Consider the following 22,628-nt stretch of genomic DNA (forward strand, 5'->3'; position numbering starts at 1 on the left):
TATTTCTCATTATAAAATGATAAGTTTATCTGCAAATAATTACTATATTTTATGAATAAAATTTTATAATAATATTTATTAATAAATATATATTTTAATAGACAATAAATAAAGATTAAATAAAAACAATACTTTTTAATAATACTTCTTTAAATAAAATTATAAATATATTAAAAATACTGTTTATGTATAAGATTCCTTTTATCCTGCGTAACGTCAGCGATAATTATTATACTTAACATCCATTCATTTCAGACCATACCTAAAAACTTTGAGTTTTCTTAAAAAAAAACAAGCATCTAAAGAAATTTACGAGATTATTCTTGCAAAAAACAAAGGAAAATTATTGAAAAGCATTAATTATGCTAAGAATGTGAGAATATGACACAACAAAAATGACATATTTATGAATAAACAAGCAAATACTGCGAAAAACAGCGTTCTGACTTCTTTAATGTGTAAAATCTATGTTTATTTAAAATAACGTATTTCCTCATTTAAGAATAGAAAACATCCAAAATATTTAAAAAATGATCTTAATCATTTTAGAAAGTTAATTTTTTCTTCTGTAAAGCCTATTATACTCTTTCTTCTCTATGCACAATAGGTTCAATACTTGCTTCAAGAAACATTTTTGTATAGTCATTTTTTGCGCGCAGATTGCGTAAATCATCATTGCTAAGCTCTTCAATAATAACTCCTTTATGCATAATTCCAACACGTTCGCAGATGTGTGCAACAACAGCAAGATCATGAGATACCATCAAATAAGTGAGCTTTTTTTCCTCTCGTAATGATTTCAATAAATTTAAAATTTCAGCCTGTACCGACACATCCAATGCAGATGTAGGCTCATCAAGTAGCAAAACTTCTGGCTCTATAATTAAAGCGCGTGCAAGAGCAATACGCTGACGTTGCCCTCCAGATAACTCATAAGGATAACGATAAAGAAATGAAGAATCTAAACCAACGGAATTTAAAGCATCACATATACGTTCTTTTGAATTATCCATCCCATGAATTTTGAGAGATTCAGAAAGAACAGTATAGACCATTTTTCTTGGATGCAGCGAAGCATAAGGATCTTGAAAAACCATTTGAATCCGACGTAGAAAATTCTTATTTCTTTTTTTTTCTACTTCTTTTCCATCAAAAACGAAGTGCCCACTATAATCTGAAATAAGCCCAACTAATGTATTCAGAATAGTTGATTTTCCACATCCTGATTCACCAATCAGACCATAGGCTTCACCACGCTGAATATGAAAGTTGACATTTTTAACAACCGTCACAGCCTTGTGCCGATGTCCAAATGTTACAGATAAATTAGAAACATCAAGTATATTCTCACAATTGCTCATGGAGTAACTCCTTCAACACCATTAACGATCGTAGGACTATACAACCAATCAGGATTACGTTCAGGAACTGCTAAAACATCAACAGGATTGTCAAGCCGTGGTAAACTAGCTAGCAAAGCTTTAGTATAAGGATGACATGCACGAGATAAATCACAAGCAGGCAATTCTTCTAACACACGACCTGCATACATAACCAAAACACGATCACAAAAATTAGCAATAGTATTCAAATCATGACTAATGAAAATAAGCCCTATTCCATATTTGGTTACAAGCTCATCCAATACGGATAATACCTGGAGTCTTACTGTAATATCAAGTGCAGAAGTTGGCTCATCAGCAATAATTAAATCAGGTTTAGGAATAAGCATCATAGCGATCATCACACGCTGCCCCATACCACCTGATATTTCATGAGGGAATAATCGCATCACATGTTCAGGATCACGAATATGAACAGATTCCAACATAGAAATTGATCGTTCTCGGGCTTCGGCTTTTGAAACGCGATAATGAATACGGTAAGCTTCCATAATCTGCCCTCCAATCCGCATTAATGGATTAAGCGAATATTTTGGATCCTGCAGAATCATTGAAATACGTTTCCCTCGAATAGTTCGCATCTGAGGTTCCCTGGCAGCCAATAAATCGACATCGTCAAAACGCATTTTTTTGGCTTTAACAATTGCTGCTCTTGGACTTAACTTTAGTATGGCGCGCCCAGTCATTGATTTTCCGGACCCAGATTCACCAACAATTCCGATCTTTTCTTTTCCAACGGAAAAACTAACGCCGCGCACCACTTCTGAAATGCCACGCGTTGTGGGAAAAGAAATACGTAAATCTTCTATCTCTAATAATTTTTTATCCATTGCGTGGATCCAATATATCACGAAGCCCGTCACCTAAAAGATTGAAGGAAAGGCTTGCAAACAATATTGCACAACCTGGTACTGCCGCCAACCACCAATTTGTCATCATAAATTCACGCCCTGACGAAAGCATTGCCCCCCATTCAGGACTCGGAAGTTGAGCTCCCAAACCTAAAAAACTAAGACCAGCAGCCGTCAAAATAATCCCAGACATATTTAACGTTAACCGGACGACCACTGAAGGAATACACATTGGTGCGACATGAAACAAAATAATGCGCCAAGCCGATGCCCCTTGCAAGCGGACCGCAGAAACATAATCAGATGATCGTATCGTTAAAGTTTCAGCACGTGCTAAACGCGCTATTGGTGGCCATGCTGCAATGGAAATTGCGATAGACGCATTTTCAATGCCTGGTCCCAATGCTGCTGAAAAAGCAAGCGCTAAAATCAAAGCTGGAAAAGCAAGAAAAACATCAACAATGCGCATAAGAACAGTATCAACCCATCCCCCTATATAGCCAGATACAGCCCCAACAATCAGTCCGATTGGCCCAACAATAATTGTCGTGAGAAAAACAACATAAAGAGTGATACGCGCACCAAAAACAAGACGACTAAAAATGTCACGCCCCAATTCATCTGTCCCCAAATAATGCAGCATAGATGGTGGTTGCAACCGATGAGCAAGATCATTGCTCACAAAATTATGCGTAGCAATCCAAGGAGCAAAAACTGCACAGAAAATAATAATACAAATAATAATCAAACCAAAGATAGCCGAAAAATTATGAGAAAATTTGATTAATGCACGATAGATTCTTTGTACATTTGCTTGAACCATTGTCCGTGGAATCGGTTCGTTGAGCCAACGCCTCAAAAAAAATGAGGATTGCAATTTTTGATGATTTATTGTTGTCATATTCAACGTGTCCTTGGATCAAAGATGCGATAAAGCAAATCAGAAAATAAATTAATGGCGACGAAGATAAACCCTATAAGCAAAGTGCATCCAACAACTGCATTCATATCTCCAGCCAAAAGAGCATTCGTTAAATAATGCCCAAAGCCAGGCCAAGCAAAAACGGTCTCCGTCAAGACAGCACCTTCTAATAAAAAAGCGTAAGAAAGCGCGACAACAGTAATAACTTGAACAGCAGCATTACGGAAAGCATGCCCCCAAACCGTTCGCATCAACGACAATCCTTTTACACGCGCTGTAATGATATATTCCTGATTAAGCTGTTCAATCATAAACCCACGGGTCATACGACTAATATAAGCCATAGCACCAAAAGCCAAGATTAAAGCGGGCATAATAATATGACCAAAGACATTACAAAAAGCATCCCACACTCCCTGACGAGCAGTATCCCACAGAAAAAATCCCGTTTTAGGTTCAAAAGAATACTCATAAAGAAAATCAATACGCCCTGGACCACCAATCCAACCAAGCTTAGCGTAAAATATCAATAGCGCCATTAAACCAAGCCAAAAAGTCGGAGTGGAATAACTCAGGAGTGTAAAAATACGAACAAAATAGTCAATAAATGAATCACGATACATTGCTGCAAAAACACCAAATGGAATACCAAGACTCGTGCCAATAACAATAGCGACTGTGGCAAGTTCCAACGTTGCAGGAAATACACGCATAACATCTTCTAAGACAGGACGCCCTGAGGTTAAAGCATCTCCAAAATTAAACGAAAATACATCACGAAGATAGTTCCAATACTGAACAACCAACGGCTTATCAAGACCCAACTTATAAAACATTGCATCATAAGCTTCCTGGCTAATATTATCACCAAGAATAGCAAGAACAGGATCTAAAGGGAGAAGATGACCAATAAAAAAAGTAATGGTTACCAACCCAAGAAGCGTCATAAAAACTGAAATTAGCAGCTTCAATCCCTTGAAAAAGAAGTCCCATACAAACAATCTTTTCTGCTTTTGTGAGACTACTCTTTCAGCATCTAAACATGGTAAAACCACTAGTATATCCCTCTCCATAGCAACCAAACATAAAACTAAAACCTTTTTTATATAATAAAGGAGAATCTAATCAAGCACGTTATACAATTTTCTTCATAACATGCTTATTTCTATTTTTCTGCATCGTTGTAGTAAAGCCTAAAACTATTCCAAACCCATTTTTTTACTGCAGGTCCTATCCCAACAGTATAATATGTCTGAAACAAATAAACCATAGGACCATGTTCAAGCACATAATGCTGTAAAGCACGATACTGCGCAATACGCTTATTTTGATCTTGTTCAAACAAAGCATCCATCACCATTTTATTGACATTTTCATCATAATAACCAGCGCGCCAAGCCAAATACATACTATGCTTTTTTGTAAATGTTGGATCAGGATTAAAAACATGATTTAATGAAGCAGGATGTCCATCAGGATCAGCACTTCCCCATCCCATAATAGCAGTATCATATTTTCCACCACGCACGCGGCTTAATAATTGATTCTGTGCTATTCTTTCAATTGTGAGTTTAATCCCTATTTTTCGTGCATTTTCTTGAATAAACTGTGCCACAGACGACATATAACTAAGGCTACCAACTAAAATATTTGCTTGAAAACCATCAGGATAGCCCGCTTCACTAATCAATTGCTTTGCTTTTTCTAAGTCTAACTTAAATGGCAATCCTTCTTTTTCATCCAAAGCTCCAGGAACCCCCAATGGCATATAGGTTGCACGTGGAATGGCAATACCCTTTAAAACAGTTTTTCCAAGACCTTCGTAATCAATCAAATAACGAAATGCTAATCTTACTTTTTCGTTAGCAAAAATTGTATTTCTATTATTCAGTGATAAATAAACCGTTTGCGGTCGCAAAACACGACCAATTTTAACTGTCCCCCCTCGTTTTTCAATGTCCAAAACATCCCCTGAAGAAAGATCTCGCGCTATATCAACATCACCTCTTTCCAACAGAAATCTCTGACTCGCTGAATCAGAAACATGCTGCACGACAATATTCTTAATTTTAGGCACATCTCCCCAATAATGTTGGGTAGCCTGTAATACAACTTTTTCTCCAGGTGACCAGCGTACTAATTTATAAGGTCCGACACAAGCCGAATGCGTAGCCAAATATTTGTTACCCATATCACCATCAACACTCTCTGCTTCAACCTTTTTCCGATCAAGTAAAGCAGAAGCATAGGACTGCCCAATAACAGTTAGTATTAGATGAATAGGATAGGGTTTATCTAATTCCAGCTGCAAAGTCTTGTCATCAAGAGCCTGAATATTTGTCTCAATATTATCTTTAGTAAATCCGTAGCTTATTAAAGACTGAGCATAACCCAATCCTAATTTAACAATCCGCTTCATTGACCATGCAAGATCTTGCGCCGTAGCCTTTCTTCCATCATCAAACTTTAAATCATTACGAAGATGAAAAATTATTCTCTTTCCGTCATCTAAGACCTCCCAAGATTGGGCCATAGCAGGACGAATTTTTGTAGGATCATTCTTATCATACTGCACCAATGCACTACAAATATTTGTCAACAATTCACTCGTGACAACCTCAACGGACTGAGCTGGATCAAAACTACTAATTGAATCAACATTCCATGCCATCACCAAAGTATCTTTAGATGGTGTACTTAATGCTTCTGGTATAGAGCCATTAAAAAAAATGATTATGTATAATAAAATAAAAATTTTTCTTAACATTCATTCTCTCCTATTGCACTCTATCCCGTCACAATTCATCGTATCTTTTTTAAACTCAAAAGTATTTTTTGTGTTTCTGTTTTATTTTAAACAGCACTGTATATAATAAAAAACATCCTAAAATAATTTCTCAAGAATAAATTTATAATAAAGGAATGTGCAGAATCTCGACCTCAAAGAAAAATATCTTTAAAGCCCTCCTTTTCACACTTACCCAATACAGTATTTCCTATAAACACATTTTAATCATGGCTATGCAAAAGGCCTCCCACACAATTTTATACCCTAAATTTACACCCTAAATGGTTTTCAAAGGACTCTATGTGAGAGGATACTTTCATCACTTTACGTTATGACTACGCTCTTTTTATATTTTACAGCACTTAATAGCCAAATAACCAACTATTTTTCAATGGCACTATAAAAAATACGTGGTGCACTATTCCAAACCCATTTTTTCACACTAGGTGTCATAGCAACAACATTATATTTCTGAAAAATAAAAGCATAAGGTCCTTTTTGCATAAATTCACGCTGCAAATCAGCGTACATTTGCTCCCGCTTCCGTGGATCCTTTTCAAACAATGCATTTTCAACTTTTTGATTCATTTTTGCATCAAAATATCCACATTGCCAACTGGGATAAGCTGTGTTTTTAGCTTCAAAACGATTATCAGGATTGTATATAAGATGTGAAGCCATCGTATAAGGATCCAAAGAGTCATTACTCCATCCTATAAAAGCTGTATCAAAATTACGCGCATATACTTTTGAAAACAATTGCGTACCTGCCAAACGTTCAATTTTAAGCTTCACCCCCACTTTTGCAGCATTATCTTGAATAGATTGAGCAATTGGTAAGGCATAAGGAGAGCTCCCTATTAAACAATTGATCTCAAAACCTTCCGGATAACCTGCTTCTATTAAGAGCTCTTTCGCTTTTTGAAGATCAAGTTTAAAGGGTTGCCCTTCTTTTTCATCCAAAGCTCCAAAATTACCAAGAGGAAGAAAGCTTGCACGTGGAATACCAACATCTTTGAGAAAACTTTTTCCAAGACCTTCATAATCAATCAAATAACGCATTGCCAAACGCACTTTTTCATTAGCAAGAATAGGATTTGTCGTATTGAAGCCCCAATACATCATGGATGGTGTCAACAATTTTTTAATCTTAACATCTGTTGTTGCTTGAAGATCTGCTAAATCCTCAGGTGTCAAATCACGTGCAACATCAACATCATGTTTTTGTAACAATAAACGTTGCGTTCCTGTCTCTGCCACATGACGAATTAAAATTTTCTTCAACTTAGGCGTTTCTCCCCAATAATGGGGACTTGCACGCAACAAAAGAGCTTCTCCAGGACGCCAGTTACTTAACTGATAAGGACCAACACAAGCAGCATGACTTACCAAATACCGGTTTCCCATATCGCCATCTTTTTCGTGTTTCATAATTGTCTTACGATCAAGCAAAGCAGTAGCACGGCTGGCAGCGATATTATTAAGAATAAGCTCTGCTGGATAAGGCTTATCAAATTTCATCACCACTGTCTTTTCATCCGGTGCCTGAAGAGCCTCATCAACATTTTGTTCTGTAATCCCATATTCATTAAATATTGCTGCATTGCCTAGCTTTAATTTAACAACCCGCTTCATGCTCCAAAGAAGATCATGAGCATTCGCAGAACGACCATCATTAAACTTCAAATCATCGCGCAAATGAAAAGTAATTTCTGTCCTCTGATCATCACCTGAAACATCCCAACTTTTGGCCAAAGAAGGTACTATTTTAGCTGAATCATCTGTAGCAGAATCGGCCAAATTATCACAAACATTGATAAGAATTTCACTTGCATAAACATCATTAACTTGTGCAGGATCAAACGTCTTAATTGAATCAAGATTCCAAGCCATCACGAGGGTATCAGAAGGTGTTTTTGCGGATATTGGTTGCACAGACAGTCCCATAGCAATAAAAGTAGAAATAAAAGAACTGCTGCCTTTCAATATTTTTTTTTTCAGGTTCATAGACTTTTCCTTTTAAAATTTATTATATCAATTACTTATTCTGAAAAGATGCGAAAAGTTTATAACAACAAGATTGAATAAACACATTCTATACAGAGTTATTGACCTTTAAGTTTAATCGCTTAATCTCAATTAAACCACAGTAAAAACGCAATATATCTTCTACCAGCTAGTCTTATACTGGCATCAAAGTAGCTCTTTGTCCACCACAATAAATTATACCTTATTCCCAAATAAATGAGAGAACGTTATCATACAGAAATTCATAGATCTACTATCCTATTCCTTTAAGTTATAAAAATAATATGCATAAATAATATAAACAATAATGCGCAAACTTTAAAAAAATAATCGTATCTCCCCCCACACTCAGTTTTAAAATCTACCCTGATATCACTGCATTATTAAAAATAATCTGCACAGGAAGCAAAACACAAGAAAACCTTTTGTTGATGAAGATGCTACCTACCATAAAAATTGTTTAATCTTTTAGATCAAGCGTAAAAGGAAAGTTTTCTTTTTTGATACCATCAAATGGACCAATAGAAATAAATCTACAATGAGAAACAACAACATCTCTAAACTCTAATTTTTCAAAAATGTTATAATTAACTAAAAGCCACAGAATAAAATGCACTTTCCCATTGATATAAATAGAATCTTTCATATCTCCTAAAAAAGATATAATTGACTATAAATTTTCCCAGTTTTTCCATTCACCACTGCTTCGCAACCACCAGCACCAAACACCCAATAATACTCCGTATCCACTCTTGTTTCTAACAGTAAATTATAAAGCTTCAACAAAGCAGTGTAGTAGATACAAACCTGTTGATCTTAAGCATCTCCAAAACATACACAGAAAGAACATTCTTTAAGGAAAAAGCTATTAAATAACAAAACGCAACACAAGTATTTGATAATTATCCCCATGTAAATATACCAAGGATCATAAATGCAATAAAAGTTCTACACCGATAAACCTGAAGACACTTTACTTTTATCATCAATGTTCATGAGTAAAATACCTTCCACGAATCTGTTACAATCAACATATTGATTTACAATGATAATGCATCACTTTGCATGTTGCATGAAAGATCCAAATATCATATTTTTTTACTTTAAGGCTTTTTTTTATGATAAATCTATCAAAATCATCCCCTAGTGTGTCATAAGGGGATAAGCTGTAGAGAGATAAAATCACTTTAAAAAGACCTCAATATGCGCCTTTTATGGACTATCTTAATGCGACAGTTTCACAACCACAAAGAGCTGACAGAAAAGTAAGTGCACCATACCTTGATAAGAAGTAAAAATAGTAATGCACAATAAACTTTGCCTTATTCCTCGTATAAAGCCTGTGGTAAAATGAATTTTTGAACAATGATTAAAGTATCTTTAAGAACATATGCACGAATACAAAGCACGTATAAACAAGCAAGACAAAGGGCATTTGGCACTTTGATGAGAGATATGCTTACACTCAAAACATACTAAACAAAAGTATGCAGCAATGCGTAATTTCTATTATTTAAAAAATATTTCTTTAGATAACTTTGAAAATTGTAAATCCGAGAATTTTGATACCTTTAACGTCTTTATATTCTCTCTCAATGAAGTTATATATCATGTATATCAGTTTTAAAGTTTCTTCAGACAGATATATGCAATATACTCTCCCCAATTTTCCATACAAAAGCTGTGATCTTTTACAAAGTGCTCACATGTCTTAATTCTTGTCTCAAACATGCTATTATATTAGCATCGATAGAACCTTTGAGAAAAGAATTTACAAATTTACCGACAAAAACATCCTTCAAGATGATCATTGACAATCCCTGCAGATTGCATAAAAGCATAACAGATTGTGGGACCAACAAATGTCCAACCACGTTTTTTTAAATCTTTAGAAAGACGAAGAGAGGCAGGCGTTATAGGGTTCATCAATAATGTTTGAAAATCTATCTTTTCATAACGCTCCGATTTTGGTGGTTGGAAGGACCAAAAATAACGAGATAAACTTCCCCACTCTGTTATAATTTCCTGTGCTCTGACTGCATTATTGAGCACTGATCGAATTTTTCCTTGATGACGAACAATATCTTTATTTTGCATCAATATTTGTATTTTTTTTTCATCATAATGGATAATTTTTTCCAAATCAAAATGATCAAATGCATTTCGAAAAGAAGAGCGTTTTTTCAAAATTGTGAGCCAAGAAAGCCCCGCCTGAAAGCTTTCAAGACAAATTTTTTCAAATAAACAATGATCTTCAAAAACAGGTTTACCCCATTCATGGTCATGATAAGCACAATAAAGTGGATCTGTTCCTGCCCATGCACAACGAATTTTTCCATCCACTCCCATAAGAAGACCTTCATTGAGCGTCATATTAACCATCTTAAAAGAGTGTTCCTTGATCATCTTTTTTCGACTTTAATCGTTTGAATTTCGAAGACTTATTAAGAAAATGCTCATGTGTTGAAACTTGAATTTCACCATCAAAAAAGCGTAAATTTATTTCCCCAGTTTCAGGAAGCTGTGCCAATCGCTTAATAGGCTTATGATTTTCTCCCAAAGCTAAAACAAAGCCACGCTCTAAAATATTCTGATACGAAGTGCTTTTTAAAAGCCTGTACGCAACTTCTACCTGAGTACGTTGTTTTTCTACATTGCATACAAAAGCACGGTAAAGGCGTGCGGTGTATTCCTTTGTATTACGTTGTGCTTTTTCAGTATTTAACAAACGCAGTGAAAGACGGACACCAAGTGCATGAAAATAAAAACGTTTTTTATCGAAATTAACATAAAGAGCACGCTGTAATCGACTTGAAATTTCATCAAACCCCCGCCGCGAAAAAGCAAAAAGTTGATCGACAGTCGGAAGACCTCGTATAATAGCACGCAATTTTTGTTGATGAAAATCAAAATAACGAGCCAACCCCTTGCGCAAACGAGCACCAAGAGACGTCACATACACTTCAAGGTCAAGCTTGACAGGAACAGCCTTTTCTGCAGCTCCTGTAGGTGTTGGAGCGCGCCAGTCGGCAACATAATCAATCAGAGTCCAATCGGTTTCATGCCCAACAGCAGAAATAACAGGAAGGGAAGATGCATAAACAGCACGCACAACAGCTTCATCATTAAACCCCCACAAATCTTCTAAACTTCCTCCTCCTCGTGCAACAATAATAAGGTCAGGTTTTGGAACAATCCCTCCTAAAGGAAGTGCATTAAAACCCTCAACAGCTGCTGCCACTTCCTGCCCACTTGTTTCTCCCTGCACACGAACAGGCCAAACAACAATATGCAATGGAAAACGATCTGATATACGGTGAATAATATCGCGAATAACCGCACCTGTTGGTGACGTCACAACACCTATGATTTTGGGCATGTAAGGCAAAGGTTTTTTCTTGGATTCGTCAAATAAACCTTCATCCGCAAGCTTTTTCTTGCGATTTTCTAGAAGAGTCATCAAAGCGCCAACTCCCGTTGGTTCAAGCGCTTCAATGACAATTTGATATTTTGATGATCCAGGATAAGTTGTCAGTTTGCCGACAGCAACAACTTCCATCCCTTCTTCAGGAGGAAATTTAAGCTTTTCCATAATGCTGCGCCAAATAACAGCTTCCAACCGTGCTTTATCATCTTTCAAGGCAAAGTAAGCGTGCCCCGAAGCATGAGCACCACGGTAACCTGATATCTCCCCACGCACCCGTACATAACCAAACTTCTCTTCAACAACGCGTTTTAAAGCCCCTGCTATTTCAGAAACACTAAATTCTACGACATTTGTTACGCCTACTTTTTCATCAAATAAATTTGCCATTTTTCAATTCACGAAGGTTGCAATATCCAATTTTAATATAAACACATCTTTATCGAAATAAATGATCACTCTCCACACTAGAATGACTTGAAATACCACTCTGTACACAAAATGTTCGTTCATGATGGTGATCTTCGATACGCTAAAATCCTCATTCTTATATAAAGCACCGAAGATGAATCGTATTCTTATTATAACCGATATTTAATCAATGCTTAAATCTAACAATCCACCTCCATGCTCCAAACAAAATCGTGAGCGTTAGAAGAACCACTATCATTAAACCTCAAATTATCATGTAGATGATCTGCAACATTTGTTGCGCCTGCTTTTTCATCAAACAAATTTGCCATTTTTCAATCCATGAAGAAAATCATCACCATACTTTTATTATCACCTGAAACCTCACAACTTTTTACTCCAGAAGGAACCGTTTCAATCGCATCATCTGTAGCAGAATAGACCAAATTATCACAAACATTGATAACAATTTCACTTGCTTAAACATTCTTGAGCTGTGCAGAATTAAACGTCTTAATTGAATCAAGTTTCCAAGCCATCATAAGAGTGTCAGCAGGTGTTTTTGCGAAAATTGGCTGTGCAAAAAATCCCCTAGTAAATGACATTCTCCCAACACACTTCTTATCATCTTTTAAGGAAAAGGTGATTAATCTAAAGCATAAACAACAGCCATCTGATATTTCTTCACGTACCTGCGCATATTTTTTTCAACAACACATCTTACCCCCGCTTTCTCAGAAATACTAAATTCTGTTTTATCCATTGCACCTATTTTGCAACAAACAATTTATTATCTTTTCCATTCAAATAAACTGAAAAATCCAATCTTAATATTTATATGACTATGTTTTTACTGAGATGAATAGCCTTTCTCTCCAATAGGAAGTCTTGAAATCTCACTCTATACACAACATATTAATAACATCACGGGAAACTTTGACGCTCTTAATTTTTTTACCATATGAAAAACGTCAAAATATTATAGATGTTTCCTTGCCCCCCAAAAACAAAAGAAAATTCAACAATTTTAAGGAAAGAAATACTATGAAAACATCCCGAAAAATGCCAACAGAACACGAACGTGTTTCAGACACAAGCACAGATGTTACACCAGTATTAAAAGGTGGTAAACTCGAAAGAGAAGTAAAAAAAAATAATAAAAAACTTGTTTCTTCTTTATAAAGAAAATACCATTGTATTACGCAACTCAAATATAATATATTCAAAAATGTATCAAAATGAACAAAAAGAAAAATATGTCCAAATCTTTTCAGGAATTTCTTGGAGGTACATTCAAGCGTGTTGCCATAAAATTGCTCATCATCTCACTTCTTGTTGGCATCGTGATGAATTTTGTTGGGTGGACACCTCGAAGTCTTACACGAACAATAATAGAATTTTTTAGATCTCTGTGGGAAACAGGATTTATAACTCTTACCAATCTCTTCCATATGACCATGATGGGAGCCATCATTGTTGTGCCTGTTTTTCTTTTTTTACGCCTTTTTCATAAAAAATAAATGCCAACATTTCGCTAATCTTTTCGAAAAACTAAACGACATAAAAAGCCTGTACTCATAGCTACAATCACGGCGACAATACCATACAAAAAACTGTGTTTATGTGCCGCATGGAAGATTGTGTAGGTAATATGTGCTTTAACAATTTCAAGATTTGTGGTCGCACTATCAATAAACTGTCCATCGCGAAAAAGATAAGCGCAGGCTTTATAACGTCCAACAGGAATATTTGCAGGCAACCGAAAATGCGCTGTAAAAAGTGCACCAGAACCAAAACGGACACCTCCTATTTCCTCATGATAAAGTTTTTTGGCTTTTTGTGATTTTATAAATTCATCACGGAAGGTTTGTATTTTTTCCTGATTTTGTTCATCCGTCTGCAGCGAAAAATAAGATACTCCTAAACCTAAACGTTTATAATCTTCGACACTCGTAATATCATCCATTTCACGCGTTGTGACCATAGAATAAAAAATAGGAACATTTTTAAAAATAAGAGAATCTGCGTTAATCCAAACCCCAGCATTCCGTTTCTTTTCCCGCATAACCACATGTCGAGCTTGTCCTTCCAAGCTCACAATAATATCATAACGGTTCTGTCGAGAATATAGCGGATCAATATTTTCCAAAACACCAGCAATATAAAGATCACGTCCATCGAAATTTGCATCAACTGTGATCGTATTCGTTGTTACAATAATTTGGATAGTTTCTTGATTAACTTGATCAATGAACGCCGTTTTCGCGCCAACATGCGCCCACGAAAAAAAAGAAACGATACAAAAGTAACCTGTCACAATGCATAAAGAAAAAAATCTACCCATTTTTATCTCATAAGAATATCCAGAGAAAAAAGATTATCAGGGCGTACAAATAATTGGAAAGCAAGACGCATACACACAACCAATACCAAGAATGCAAGCGCCATACGCAATTGTTCAGCCTTTAACTTTCGTCCAGCCTGTGTTCCATATTGCGCACCAATACTTCCCCCAATCATTAGCAAAAAAGCCAAAACAATATCAACAGATTGCTGCGTTACACTTTGCAAAACTGTTGTAAAAGAGGAGACAAATGTAATCTGAAAAAGTGAAGTTCCAATCACCACACTCGTTGGAACACGCAAAAGATAAATCAATGCTGGTATCATAAAGAATCCCCCACCAATTCCCATAATAGAAGATAACAAACCAACAATGAGACCAATCCCTAAAATAGGAATGATACTTACATAGATCATTGATGTTCGAAAACGCATCTTTAATGGCAACCGATGAATCCAATTATGTCTACCAGCAAGACGAATATTGACTTTTTGTGCCTTACGCTGGCGCACCATATCGTACCAACTTTCAATAATCATCAAACTTCCAACACTTCCAAGAAGAACCACATAAAGAAGCGAAATCATGAGATCTAATTGTCCGAGTTTTTTCAAAACAGAAAAAATCTGAATCCCTATTAAAGAGCCAATTCCCCCCCCAAATATTAATAGAATACCAAGTTTGATATCCAGAGTACGCCTTCTAAAATGCGTAATTGCTCCCGTCACAGATGATGCAATCATCTGATTTACTCCTGTACCAACAGCAATAGCAGGAGGAATATTATAAAAAATCAATAAAGGTGTAATGAGAAAACCACCCCCAATCCCAAAAAGGCCTGAAAAAAAACCAGCAACAACCCCCATGCCAATCAAGATCAACATGTTGAGAGACATTTCAGCAATTGGTAAATAAATACTCACTTAACAGAACTTTCAAAATAATTTGAGATTTCCTCTCCAATAATCTTTGTTTCGTGTTTAGAAAGACAATTTTAAATGTCATACATGTCTTTACAAAATTACAAATGATGCAATGCACCTCACGTCTATCCTCACAATCAAAAGTTAAAAAAACGCCCCCTCTCAAAAAACTATGGAAGCATAACGTTATATGCTACCACGAATGCAATGATTAAAAAACAAATAAGAAATTTCTTAATAGGATAACGTAACAAAAAGCTCCCCTCCAGAGATTGTATATTTGAGTAAGAAGAGCGATCATTCTCAATGGAATAACCAGACATTAAAAGATCAGAATATCTTTTTTCTCTTACATGTTTTTCCACATGCATAATACAATCATCCAAAGGCTTCTCATCTTTTTTTGAAGAAAGCTTTATGGCACCTGTTGACAAAGAACTTTTATTCTCTTTTTGCGACATATTTTCAGTATTTTTGTAGACCGCATACATACCGTTTTGTTGCGAAAAATTTGGCACTTTTTTAAGTGAGAAGTGTTCTTGTTTTTCCTTACCTGCCCTGTGAGCAAGCCTCTGCTCCACAGAATCAAGCGGTTTTAAACGAGTAATACTCTGTGTTTTCGTTGCTTCTTCCAGACTTTTCTTTTCGCTATGCAGATTCTGAATAAGTGCTTTAATATGCTCTAAATGTTCAAAAAGCTTCTTTTCTTTTTGGCGACCCCTATAATACTCAGCCAAGATTGCCCGACTAATATCATCTAAATAAGATTTAAAACTCTCTTCAACAAAACACTGTGACTTCAGATGGGAAAACGGATGCTTCATTTGCATTTGTGCGTAAACAGAGCATAAATTTTTAGCGATATCCGACATTGTCGCTTCAGCAGACGTATTGACTTTTTCCTTTTTTTCAACAACCAAAAAAGGAGGTTTACCATACCTCATCTGCTTTGTAGTATGACCATTCGTACTCACAAACAGCTACCCCTCATGATTATGAACTAACCTATGCTTCATTTTCTGCATAGAATCGCATCAATTAAGTGGAAATTGTGCTCTCTTTTAGTAAATAGAGCTTTAAACATTTCCAAAAATTTGTGCTGAAACATTTAAAGGGTCATTTTTTGCTTTTTTTACTCTTCTGCCATTACAGAGCAATTATCCTGTTATAAACTGCACATACGGAACGAAACAAGGATATCCTCATTGTGCCTATTTGCGATGCCTTTTACCATTCTGTATCCCTTTTAGTTTAAATTCTTTTAAAACTGTTTTACAAACTGTAACGAAAACATTCATTTGAAATGAATTCTCATTATTTTTTACTTTTTATTCAAACGAAAGTGACAATGATTAAAGCGTGCAAAAAACAAAATTGGAGATAAACAATAATGATAAAAAATACCAGCAAACTTAAGAAAGTTTGTATAATGAAAAAATCAATGAGATGAGTGAGATTCCGTTCTAAAAAATTTGGTTTCTTATGCTTATTACTATAAACTTGTGATTATATAATCTAAAGAGGATCATCATGAAGATAATTGTCGCTGTCAAACGTGTTGTTGATCATAATATCAAGATACGCGTCAAACCCGATAGCACAGGCATTGATCTGTCTCATGTAAAGATGTCTATGAACCCTTTTGACGAAATTGCCGTAGAAGAAGCAATCCGCCAAAAAGAATCCGAAAAAATTTCAGAAGTTGTCCTTGTTTCCATTGGAACAGAAGCCGCGCAAGAAACCCTACGAACAGGACTTTCAATGGGTGCTGATCGTGCCATACTCGTAACAACAGAGCAAACTCTTGAACCCTTAGCAATTGCTAAAATTCTCAAGGTCATTGTTCATGAAGAAAAACCGGATATGGTCTTTTTAGGAAAGCAAGCCATTGATGATGATAGCAACCAAACCGGACAAATGCTTGCAGGTCTTCTTGGTTGGGGGCAAGCAACTTTTGCTTCTCATCTGCACATAGAAAATGGACACGCAACGGTTACCCGCGAAAGTGATGATGGGACTCAAACCCTTTCATTACCACTCCCCATCGTTATGACTGCTGATCTGCGGTTAAACGAACCACGTTATATTTCTTTACCTAATATTATGAAAGCAAAAAAGAAGAACATTGAACAAAAGGCTCTTGCTGACTTTGATGTGGAGATAAGTCCACGTTTAACCGTTTTAAATGTTGAAGAGCCCAAACCTCGTCAACCTGGTGTTAAAGTGGAGAATGTAGCAGAGCTTGTCCACGCACTCAAACAAGCAAATCACATTTAGGTCGATAACCAATGGACCATAAAGAAATGATGCATAAAAGGATAAAAACTTATGGCAATTCTGTTATTAGCCGAACACAATACTGAAGAAACCGCAAAAGCATTCACGGCAGCCCGTGCAATTAACGATGATATTGATATTTTAGTTTGTGGAACAAAGATTCACGCACTTGCCGAAAAATATGCCAAACTCATTGGTGTACGACAAATTCTTGTTGCTGAAGCTGACTACTTAGAACATCAACTCGCCGAACCTATGGCAAACACTATCGTCCAACGAGCAAATGATTATGATGTGATCATGGCAGCCTCTACCAGCAACGGTAAAAATATAATGCCACGCGTTGCCGCTCTTCTTGATCTTATGCAAATTTCAGACATTATCGCCGTGCTTGCACCTGATACCTTCAAACGACCAATTTATGCAGGAAATGCACTTGAAACTGTTCGCACCAATGATTGTAAAAAAGTGCTAACAGTTCGTACCGCCTCCTTTACACCAACCCCCTTCCAAAATAATGCTGCTCCTATTAAAATGGTAACACCAGCTCCCAATCCAAACCTTTCTTCTTTTATAAAAGCAGAAACCAACAAAAGCGATCGCCCTGATCTTATTTCAGCACGTGTTATCATATCAGGCGGACGTGGTCTTGGTTCACAAGAACAATTTATGGCACTCCTTCTCCCTCTCGCTCACAAACTAGAAGCAGCTTTAGGTGCCAGCCGCGCGGCGGTTGACGCCGGCTATGCCCCAAATGATTGGCAAATAGGACAAACAGGAAAAATCGTTGCTCCTGAACTCTATATCGCCGTCGGAATTTCTGGTGCAATTCAGCATTTAGCCGGTATAATGGATGCACAAATTATTGTAGCCATTAATAAAGATGAAGAAGCCCCCATTATGCAAATTGCTGATTATGCTCTTGTAGGTGATCTTCATGAAATTATTCCAGAGTTGGAGAAAGCTTTATAAGCCATGAATGCATCTCTGCATCACCAACGTGAAACTATGGAATTTGACATAGTAATTGTCGGAGCAGGACCTGCAGGACTTTCTGCTGCAATACGTCTTAAACAGATTAACCCCGAACTTTCTATCACAATCGTTGAAAAAAGTACAGAAGTTGGTACACATATTCTCTCTGGTGCAATCGTTGATCCCATCGGCATTGATGCTCTCTTGCCAGAATGGAGAAATGAACAAGATCATCCCTTCATAACACCTGTCACTCGTGATCAGTTTTTTTTTCTAAAGCCAAAACATGCTACCCTATTTCCCCATATTTTTCATCCAAAAATCTTATCAAATAACGGATGTTATATCGTTTCACTTGGAAATGTTTGCCGTTGGCTGAGCAAAAAAGCTGAAGCACTCGGCGTTGAAATTTATCCTGGTTTTGCTGTATCGGAAACTATCGAGGACAACAACGGAGCAATTATTGGCGTTCTTACAAATGACATGGGACTTAACAAAGATGGGACTCCTGGGAAAAATTATATGCCCGGTATGGCATTATTAGCAAAATACACTCTCATCGCAGAAGGAGCGCGTGGATCTATTGCAAAACAACTCATACAAAGGTTTGATCTTAGCAAAAATCGTGAACCACAAAAATTTGGACTTGGTCTTAAAGAGCTTTGGGAAATTGATCCTCAAAAACATAAACGAGGTTTAGTACAACATTTCACCGGTTGGCCCTTAGACAATGATACCGGTGGTGGAGGTTTTATTTATCATCAGGAAAACAATTTAATTTCTGTCGGTTTTGTCGTACATTTAGATTATAAAAATCCTTATCTCTCTCCTTTTGAAGAATTTCAACGTTTTAAAACACACCCCAAACTCTATGAAATCTTCAAAGGCGCAAAACGTCTTTCCTATGGTGCGCGCGCCATCAGCGAAGGTGGATGGCAATCTGTGCCAAAACTGACTTTTCCCGGTGGTGCACTCATCGGCTGTTCTGCTGGCTTTGTTAATGTTCCACGCATCAAAGGATCACATAATGCCATCTTATCTGGTATATTAGCAGCCGATAAAATCGCTGCAGCTCTTGCGCAAGGACGTGCCCATGATGAAGTCAACGCAATCGAAGAACATTGGAGAAAAGGTCCCATTGGTAAAGATCTTTATAAAGTACGTAATGCCAAACCACTCTGGGCAAAATACGGCACAAAGTACGGAGTCAAACTTGCCGGATTTGATATATGGTGGCAACAGCTGTTCGGATTTTCCTTATTTAACACACTCTCTCATGGAAAAACAGATTATGAATGTCTTGCTCCAGCAAAAAACTTTGAACCCATTGCTTACCCAAAACCAGACGGTATTGTAACCTTTGATCGCCTCTCCAGTATCGCACTTTCCAATACGCACCACGAAGAAAATCAACCATGCCATTTAAAAATAGCTTCATTGGAAAAGCAAAAAAACTCCGAATATGCAATTTATGGAGGACCTTCCGCACGCTATTGTCCTGCTGCTGTCTACGAATGGCTAGAACATAACAATCATGAAACTTATGTTATCAACGCTTCAAACTGCATACATTGTAAAACCTGCGACATCAAAGATCCAAACCAAAATATCAATTGGACTTGCCCGCAAGGTGGAGAAGGACCGCTTTATCTTAATATGTAAGTCATGATGCATTCCGCTAAAAATCATCATCCCAGTATCGCATTTTCTTCATACTCACCACGAAGAAAATCAATCATACCATTAAAAAAACGCTTCATGATAGAAAAAAAGTCTGCGAATATACGTTTTATGGAAAACTTACTAAACGCTACTATCTTACCGTTATTTCAATTACCCTACGCTATTTCAAAAGCTAGAATATAACGATCACGAAATTTATGTTATCAGCATTTTCAACTGCTTAGATTGTAAAATCTTACAGCATCAAAGATCACAACCCAAATATCGATTGGACCTACCCACAAGGCAGTAAAGAACAAATTTAGCTGATATAAAATTATTGTTGTATTCCATTAAAATTGGAACCGATATAATCAATGATAAAACACTCTCTTCAATCAAAATCCTACCTTACATCATCAATCCACATAGCACTTTCACACTGAAAACGCACTTTATGTTGCGCCATAAAGGCACTCACCACCGCATAAAACTCTTTGTATCAAGAAAATATATCATAGGCTTTTATTGAAAATTTTTTTCGCTATTAACAACAGAATGAAATGAAGATACCTAAAACCAAAATATTCTGCATGCGCTGACTTTCTGTAAAGAGGCTAACACCACTATCATTCATTCTCCAATATTATTTCCACTCCAGCATTGAAATCATTCTTATCTCTTTTCAAACAGCTTTTCGATACATACCCACTTCTTTTTTAAGCCTATCATGAAAGAAAACTATTTTCTCTCCTAAAACAGAAGCTTTCGTTCTTTCTCAAGCGTTTTATCCACATTCTAAATCCTCTTATGCAGCGTAAGAGAATATTTTTGAATGTTTCATCATAAAATAGATTTTGAAATATAAATGATTGTAAACTTTATATCTGTAACATGTTACAAAATGATTTTGATGATTTCACTATAAAAGGGATTTAAGAAAATCCTACAATATTCAAAGCCATTGTTCGATATGCAAAATAATGAACTATCGTTATAAAACCAATATCTTGACTAGTTTTTAGGTAACAAGACATTGATTTATAATGATAATTCACTGTTTTGTATGTTGAATGAGAGTCCCAATATCGTAAGATTCTCTCATTTCAAGTCTGTGTATGTTGAATCAATTAAAACTATACCCTTGCACGTCAAAAGCGGGGCTGGTGTGTGGGTAAAATTTATACAAGAAAGGACTAAAAATGGCTCTTATGAACCGTCTTAGTGCAAGATCTGTCGCAACATTGGGGGCTGGCAAATATAATGATGGTGCTGGCTTGTTACTTCATAAGCGTAAAGATGGAGGTGCTCAATGGCTTTATCGTTATACCATTCATGGGCGTCGTCGCGAAATGGGCTTGGGGGCATTAAGACATGTCTCTTTAAAAAAAGCCCGTGAATTGGCAAACCAATGGCGTTCTGTTTTGCATGAGGGTCGTGACCCCATTAAAGAGCGCAATAAACAAAAGTGTGAAGCAATAAGCAATCTTCATTATTTAAAAGATATTGCTTTAGAGACTTTTGAAAGTCGTAAAGCTGAATTAAAAGGGGATGGTAAAAATGGGGATTGGTTTTTACCATTACGCCTTCATATTCTCCCTAAATTAGGTTGTCTGCCCGTTTCTGAGATTACCCAAACAGAGATACGCAATACCCTTGCCCCTATTTGGCATTCAAAAGCTGGAACAGCTAATAGAGCTCTTATCCGTCTCAATATGTGTCTCAAACATGCGGCTGCATTAGGATTGGATGTTGATTTACAAGCAACAGAAAAAGCACGTGCTCTTTTAGGTAAACAACTTCATAAAACTATTAATAGACCAGCTATGGATTGGAAAGATGTTCCTGCTTTTTATAAAACACTTTGCGAAAAAACAACTATGACGAATTTAGCTTTGCGTTTGCTTATTTTGACAGGCGTTCGTACCAATCCTTTGTGTCATATTCATAAAGATCAAGTTGAGGGGGATATATGGACTATTCCTGCTGAGAATATGAAAGGAAGACGTGATGCTACAACAGAATTTCGTGTGCCTTTATCAGCAGAAGCATTAGAAATCTTAAAACAAGCACGCTCGCTTTCTCGCAATGATTTCTTTTTTTCTGCAACAGGTCGGGGGCCCCTTGGTGAGAAGTGTATGGCTACGTATATGAGAAAAAATAAACTTGATGCCTGCCCCCATGGATTTCGCTCTAGTTTACGCAATTGGCTTGCTGAAACAACCGATGCCCCTTATGAGGTTGCTGAAACTATTCTAAGTCATACAGTAGGAGGACAAGTAGAGCGTGCCTATCGTCGTACTGACTATTTAGAACAGCGCCGTGTTTATATGGATAAATGGGCGGCTTATGTCACTGGGCAATCTTAAGATATGGGGTAATTTACCCCATCATCTGTGGATAACTTTCTCTCTCTTCTCTCTCATTCTCTCTCAATAAGATTCATAATTTATCACATCACAAATTATATGATAAAATACTGTTTTTTATAGACTAAATGCCTTTTCAATGATTCAAAAATATGGTTAATAAATGCTTATGATTTGTTTCTATTTTTTGAGAATGAAAGGATTTTAAAATGACAGAAAATGATATTCTTTTAACAGACCGTGAAAGTGCA

The 22,628-nt window shown here is 36.5% G+C and carries 18 protein-coding genes; 6 read left to right on the top strand and 12 right to left on the bottom strand.

Going from position 1 to position 22,628, the window contains the following annotated elements; translation table 11 throughout:
* Nucleotides 1-578: 578 nt before the first annotated feature.
* The 9 genes from ABID39_RS05150 to xseA all read right to left on the bottom strand — a co-directional run bounded on the left by ABID39_RS05150 (nucleotide 579) and on the right by xseA (nucleotide 11,806).
* Nucleotides 579-1,361 carry an ABC transporter ATP-binding protein gene (locus tag ABID39_RS05150; RefSeq protein WP_354186702.1) on the bottom strand — a complete coding sequence of 261 codons (783 nt, stop codon included), beginning with the start codon at nucleotides 1,359-1,361 and terminating at the stop codon, nucleotides 579-581.
* Nucleotides 1,358-2,233 (bottom strand): ABC transporter ATP-binding protein, encoded by an 876-nt coding sequence (locus ABID39_RS05155; RefSeq protein ID WP_354186704.1) that lies wholly within the window; start codon nucleotides 2,231-2,233, stop codon nucleotides 1,358-1,360. The genes ABID39_RS05150 and ABID39_RS05155 overlap by 4 nt, the downstream gene beginning before the upstream one ends.
* Nucleotides 2,226-3,155 (bottom strand): ABC transporter permease, encoded by a 930-nt coding sequence (locus ABID39_RS05160; protein ID WP_354186706.1) that lies wholly within the window; start codon nucleotides 3,153-3,155, stop codon nucleotides 2,226-2,228. Before ABID39_RS05160 ends, ABID39_RS05155 begins: the two co-directional genes overlap by 8 nt.
* Before the next feature lie 2 nt (nucleotides 3,156-3,157).
* Nucleotides 3,158-4,231, bottom strand: coding sequence for an ABC transporter permease (locus tag ABID39_RS05165; RefSeq protein WP_354186708.1), 1,074 nt, complete (start codon nucleotides 4,229-4,231; stop codon nucleotides 3,158-3,160).
* Nucleotides 4,232-4,341: 110 nt separating this feature from the next.
* Nucleotides 4,342-5,943 carry an ABC transporter substrate-binding protein gene (locus ABID39_RS05170; RefSeq protein WP_354186710.1) on the bottom strand — a complete coding sequence of 534 codons (1,602 nt, stop codon included), beginning with the start codon at nucleotides 5,941-5,943 and terminating at the stop codon, nucleotides 4,342-4,344.
* A 402-nt stretch (nucleotides 5,944-6,345) separates the two neighbouring features.
* On the bottom strand, nucleotides 6,346-7,971 hold the full coding sequence (locus ABID39_RS05175; protein WP_354186712.1) for an ABC transporter substrate-binding protein: 1,626 nt from the start codon (nucleotides 7,969-7,971) through the stop codon (nucleotides 6,346-6,348).
* 481 nt (nucleotides 7,972-8,452) lie between these two features.
* Nucleotides 8,453-8,638, bottom strand: a complete 186-nt coding sequence (locus ABID39_RS05180; RefSeq protein WP_354186713.1) for a hypothetical protein — start codon at nucleotides 8,636-8,638, stop codon at nucleotides 8,453-8,455.
* Nucleotides 8,639-9,771: 1,133 nt separating this feature from the next.
* Nucleotides 9,772-10,398, bottom strand: a complete 627-nt coding sequence (locus tag ABID39_RS05185; RefSeq protein WP_354186714.1) for a DNA-3-methyladenine glycosylase I — start codon at nucleotides 10,396-10,398, stop codon at nucleotides 9,772-9,774.
* Nucleotides 10,376-11,806 carry an exodeoxyribonuclease VII large subunit gene (gene xseA / locus ABID39_RS05190; RefSeq protein ID WP_354186715.1) on the bottom strand — a complete coding sequence of 477 codons (1,431 nt, stop codon included), beginning with the start codon at nucleotides 11,804-11,806 and terminating at the stop codon, nucleotides 10,376-10,378. The genes ABID39_RS05185 and xseA overlap by 23 nt, the downstream gene beginning before the upstream one ends.
* A 1,065-nt stretch (nucleotides 11,807-12,871) precedes the next feature.
* Here xseA and ABID39_RS05195 point away from each other — a divergent pair.
* Nucleotides 12,872-13,009 (top strand): hypothetical protein, encoded by a 138-nt coding sequence (locus ABID39_RS05195; protein WP_354186716.1) that lies wholly within the window; start codon nucleotides 12,872-12,874, stop codon nucleotides 13,007-13,009.
* A gap of 74 nt (nucleotides 13,010-13,083) precedes the next feature.
* Nucleotides 13,084-13,347, top strand: a complete 264-nt coding sequence (locus tag ABID39_RS05200) for a DUF6460 domain-containing protein (protein ID WP_354186717.1) — start codon at nucleotides 13,084-13,086, stop codon at nucleotides 13,345-13,347.
* Between the two features lie 14 nt (nucleotides 13,348-13,361).
* On the opposite strand, the gene ABID39_RS05205 is transcribed toward ABID39_RS05200, so the two are convergent.
* From ABID39_RS05205 to ABID39_RS05215, 3 genes are all read right to left on the bottom strand, one after another.
* A complete protein-coding gene (locus ABID39_RS05205; protein WP_354186718.1) occupies nucleotides 13,362-14,171 on the bottom strand; it encodes a TIGR02186 family protein in 810 nt (269 codons plus the stop codon).
* Between the two features lie 2 nt (nucleotides 14,172-14,173).
* Nucleotides 14,174-15,094, bottom strand: coding sequence for a sulfite exporter TauE/SafE family protein (locus ABID39_RS05210; protein WP_354186720.1), 921 nt, complete (start codon nucleotides 15,092-15,094; stop codon nucleotides 14,174-14,176).
* Nucleotides 15,095-15,264: 170 nt separating this feature from the next.
* Nucleotides 15,265-16,068 (bottom strand): hypothetical protein, encoded by an 804-nt coding sequence (locus ABID39_RS05215; protein ID WP_354186722.1) that lies wholly within the window; start codon nucleotides 16,066-16,068, stop codon nucleotides 15,265-15,267.
* A 556-nt stretch (nucleotides 16,069-16,624) separates the two neighbouring features.
* Between ABID39_RS05215 and ABID39_RS05220 the strand changes: the two genes are divergently transcribed.
* The 4 genes from ABID39_RS05220 to ABID39_RS05235 all read left to right on the top strand — a co-directional run bounded on the left by ABID39_RS05220 (nucleotide 16,625) and on the right by ABID39_RS05235 (nucleotide 22,377).
* A complete protein-coding gene (locus ABID39_RS05220; RefSeq protein WP_354186724.1) occupies nucleotides 16,625-17,371 on the top strand; it encodes an electron transfer flavoprotein subunit beta/FixA family protein in 747 nt (248 codons plus the stop codon).
* 51 nt (nucleotides 17,372-17,422) lie between these two features.
* Nucleotides 17,423-18,343 carry an electron transfer flavoprotein subunit alpha/FixB family protein gene (locus ABID39_RS05225; RefSeq protein WP_354186726.1) on the top strand — a complete coding sequence of 307 codons (921 nt, stop codon included), beginning with the start codon at nucleotides 17,423-17,425 and terminating at the stop codon, nucleotides 18,341-18,343.
* Between the two features lie 3 nt (nucleotides 18,344-18,346).
* Nucleotides 18,347-20,008: an electron transfer flavoprotein-ubiquinone oxidoreductase gene (locus tag ABID39_RS05230; protein ID WP_354186728.1), complete on the top strand. Its 1,662-nt coding sequence runs from the start codon at nucleotides 18,347-18,349 to the stop codon at nucleotides 20,006-20,008.
* Between the two features lie 1,202 nt (nucleotides 20,009-21,210).
* Complete coding sequence (locus tag ABID39_RS05235; protein ID WP_354186730.1) at nucleotides 21,211-22,377, top strand: tyrosine-type recombinase/integrase; 1,167 nt, start codon at nucleotides 21,211-21,213, stop codon at nucleotides 22,375-22,377.
* Nucleotides 22,378-22,628 lie beyond the last annotated feature (251 nt).

This window comes from Bartonella japonica (assembly GCF_040545385.1).
Lineage (GTDB): Bacteria > Pseudomonadota > Alphaproteobacteria > Rhizobiales > Rhizobiaceae > Bartonella > Bartonella japonica.